This is a genomic window from Nostoc sp. 2RC (assembly GCF_014222165.1).
In the GTDB taxonomy this organism is placed as follows: domain Bacteria; phylum Cyanobacteriota; class Cyanobacteriia; order Cyanobacteriales; family Nostocaceae; genus Nostoc; species Nostoc linckia.
Genome location: NZ_JACKZU010000546.1, coordinates 1 through 3,698 on the forward strand (window position 1 = coordinate 1; position 3,698 = coordinate 3,698).

The 3,698-nt window shown below is 41.2% G+C and carries 2 protein-coding genes; one reads left to right on the forward strand and one right to left on the reverse strand.

Features of this window, described 5'->3' with window-relative positions:
* Positions 1-164: 164 nt before the first annotated feature.
* The gene (locus GNE10_RS32880) at positions 165-1,835 is read left to right on the forward strand and encodes an NAD(P)/FAD-dependent oxidoreductase (protein WP_185570224.1); all 1,671 of its coding nucleotides are present in this window, start codon (positions 165-167) and stop codon (positions 1,833-1,835) included.
* A 253-nt stretch (positions 1,836-2,088) separates the two neighbouring features.
* Here GNE10_RS32880 and GNE10_RS32885 read toward each other — a convergent pair whose 3' ends face one another.
* Positions 2,089-3,405, reverse strand: a complete 1,317-nt coding sequence (locus GNE10_RS32885; protein ID WP_185570226.1) for a cytochrome P450 — start codon at positions 3,403-3,405, stop codon at positions 2,089-2,091.
* Between the last annotated feature and the right edge of the window lie 293 nt (positions 3,406-3,698).

Below are 3,698 nucleotides of genomic sequence, written 5' to 3' on the forward strand. Positions count from 1 at the left end.
ATCATATATCATACATTCTATCAGTTACTAAAAAATATAATTTTTAATTTTATATAAACAATATGACAATTTTTGATGATTTGATTGAAATTAACATATCTAAAAATTAGTAAATCTGCGATTATAAAGATGTTTAAAGAATCCTAAAAATGGGGTTTCGCTGCATGGCTAAATCTGAATTAATGGCATCTTTACAGCAGGCTTATAAAATTGCCAGAGCATCACTGAAAACCGGCGTTCCCACAGATGAAATAGTTGACATTTTAAAACAAAAAACCACTCGCCGCCGCTTACTTTATGGAGGTTTGGGGTTGGCAAGTGCATTGGCTACAGCTACCTGGGGTAATGGACGTGATTCTGCGGCTTTTGCAACAATTCCCAAAGTACTGATAGTGGGTGCGGGAATTGCTGGTTTGACTGCTGCTTATCGCTTGCGTCAGGTTGGGGTTCCTGTGGACATCATCGAAGCGAGAGGCAGTGTTGGTGGTCGGATGCGTAGTTTAGCCAACGCGGCCGGTACTGGTGTGACTGTGGAAATAGGTGGAGAATTCATCGATACAGATCATAGAAAATTGCGATCGCTTGCTCAAGAACTGGGTTTAACAACCATCGATTTACTGGCTAGCGATAAAGCATTAGTACCAGAAATATGGTATTTTCAAGGTCGGAAAATTTCTGAATTAGAAATTATTAATTACTTTATTCCTTTAGCAGAAAAAATTGAAGCAGATTTAACTGCTATTGGTGATGGAGATGTGACTTTTCGCTCTTACAATCAGGCGGCTTTCATATTAGATAATACCTCCATTGCAGATTATTTGGAGCAAGCACAAATTAACCCCATTCTCCAAGAATTGCTCAAGTTATCTTACACCACAGAATATGGTCGAGAAGCCACAGAACAATCTTGTTTAAATTTAATATTTTTAATTGGCACTAACACCGATATATTCTCAGTTTATGGCGAAAGTGATGAACGTTTCACGATTCGTGGAGGTAACGACCAAGTACCGCGTTTACTAGCCAATTATGTAGCCAATGTTCTGCAAACCGACACAGAATTAGAAGCTATCCGTATTCTTTCCGATGGTCGTTATCGAGTTAGTTTGCGGTCTGGGTATAGAACCTTCGATCGCACCTATGAAAGAATATTACTGACATTGCCTTTTACCACCTTGCGTTTAGTGCAATTGGATGTGGATTTACCAGCATTTAAAAAGAAAGCGATCGCACAATTAGGATATGGTACAAATGCCAAATTAATTACAGCCTATCAACAAAGATTGTGGCGTACTCAATATAATTCCACAGGAGCGACATTTACCGATTTAGAATTTCAAACTACATGGGAACCAACTCGCTACGAAAAACGCACCAAAGGTCTAATTACTAACTTTACCGGTGGCGAACATGGTTTATCTTTGGGCAAAGGTTCCGCAGAATTTCAAGCTCAAAAATTTTTACCACAATTAGATAAAATTTTCCCCGGAATTCAAAACCTGCGTCAAGGTGAAGCCATTCGCGCCTACTGGCCCGGAGAAAAATACACACGAGCTTCCTATGCTTGTTATTTAGTCGGACAATGGACAAGCATCGCCGGAGCAGAACAAAAACGCATAGGTAATCTATTTTTTGCTGGCGAACACTGTTCTTTATCCTACCAAGGATACATGGAAGGCGGGTGTGCCACAGGTGAAGTTGCAGCTCGAAGAATCCTCAAAGATTTAGGTTTCCGCAATATCCCTGCTTCACAAGAGTCAATTAATACCAATCAACTACATCGTTATCGAAAAATACCCAGGGCGCAACGTTTTTCTGATGATTTCACAGAATAGTAGTTTGCCAAGTTCACTGGGAGGGGCAAAGGGGAAAGGGCAAAGGGGAAAGGGCAAAGGGGAAAGGGCAAAGGGGAAAGGTTTTAAATCTTCACCTTTACCCCTTCCCCTGTCCCCAGACCTCACCCAGCATTTTTGGGTTGGTAGACCAATAGTGATTTGTTTCATTAATTTTGTAGGAAAAAATGTTCGTAGTAAGGACTTTAGTCCTTGATTTTTAAGTACTTTACTGCTTACTACGAACCCATCAGAACTAATGCGACAAACCACTAAATCTAACCCGCAAACCATCCTTCGGGCGATTAGGAATTCCCATTGTGTCTAAATTTTGATTGGGTAAGATTTCCCAATCATAGCTGCGTAGCAAATGAGCAGCGATAATTTTCATTTCCATTTTGGCAAAAGCTATGCCAATGCAAACACGTGGCCCCCCACCAAAACCAACTAAACTAAAGGGATATTGTTTGTGTTCTTGACGCTGGGGACTAAAGCGGTCTGGGTCAAAACGCTCTGGTTGAGAGTAAATTTCTGGTAGGCGATGAGTTAGTGCAATGGCATAACATAATTGCCAACCAGCAGGAACATGAAAACCTTTAAATTCAAATTCTTTAACAACACCACGAAATCCCGCGCCAACTGACGGACGCAGCCTTTCAACTTCCCATAAAACTTGGTCTAAATAAGGCATTTGCCCCAGCTGTTCTAAAGTTACAGAACTAGCATCAGCAAATTTTAGTTGTTCTTCCCTGGCGCGTTGCAGTACCTCTGGATGACGGGCTAATTCTAAACACAACCAAGTCAACATTGTAGTTGTGGTGTCATGTCCGGCAAAAAGTAATAGTACGGCTTGGGCGATGAGTTCTTTTTCGCTGAGACTGTTACCATCTTCATCTTGGGCTTGCACCAACAAACTCAGAGCATCTTTAGTTGGGTTTTGTTGGCGTTCTCTCACCACCTGAGTTACATGCTCTAAAATTTGATTGCGAGCTGCTATGGCTTTACCAAATTTGGTAAATGGTAAAGGCAATGGATTAATTGCAAACAAGCCACTAGACAAAGTTGTAAACAAATTACTCAAGCGCGCACCTCCAGCCCCAGGAGGCGTACCCAATAATAATTCACTAGCAATATCGAATGTTAGTTGTTTAAATTCCCCAAACCAGCTGAACTCCTGCTGCTTTTCCCACTTTTGCAGATAACTGCGGGTGATATCTTCCATTGTGGTGACATAATGTGCCAATGCCGGCCCGTGCAACGCCGGCATCATCAAGCGGCGATTTTTGCGATGTTCCTTTCCATCTTGCAAAAAAAGTGATTCCCCCAGCAATATCCTGAAATTGGCAGGCCATCCCTCGCGCCAAGAAAAATTCTCTGTATGGCTTGACAAAACAAACTCTAAGGCCTCTGGCCCCACCATGAATACAGTTGGTCTACCAAAAATATGTGATTTGAAGATAGACCCATACTTTTGATAGCGTTTTTTACCAAACTGGCGGTCAAAAAAAAAGGAAAGTGTTTCACCTAATCCAGGTAAACCAAAGCTTCCAGGAGGAATTTGATTACTTTTCATCTTGTTATAAACTTAATATCAATCACAGCCAATATTAAAAAACAAAGCGATCGCAGAATTCGGATATTACAGCAATTTTCAGGTAAATACACCACGCACTAAGGGCGCAAAGTCTTGCACCCCTACAACAGATGTGGTTCAAATAGATAAAAACTGCTGTAATTACAGTCTACTGAAGATAATTTTAAAAGTCCCAAATCGGCATTGCCAAATCTAGTAGTTCGCCAAGTGAACTTGGCTCTTTAAAGGGGAAAGGGAAAATACCAAACATGCACCCCCTTTCCCCTTTTCCC

Excerpts from the sequence above, each read along its gene's own strand:
- GNE10_RS32880 (WP_185570224.1), top strand. The coding sequence starts at position 165 with ATGGCTAAATCTGAATTAATGGCATCTTTACAGCAGGCTTATAAAATT.
- GNE10_RS32885 (WP_185570226.1), bottom strand. The coding sequence starts at position 3,405 with ATGAAAAGTAATCAAATTCCTCCTGGAAGCTTTGGTTTACCTGGATTA.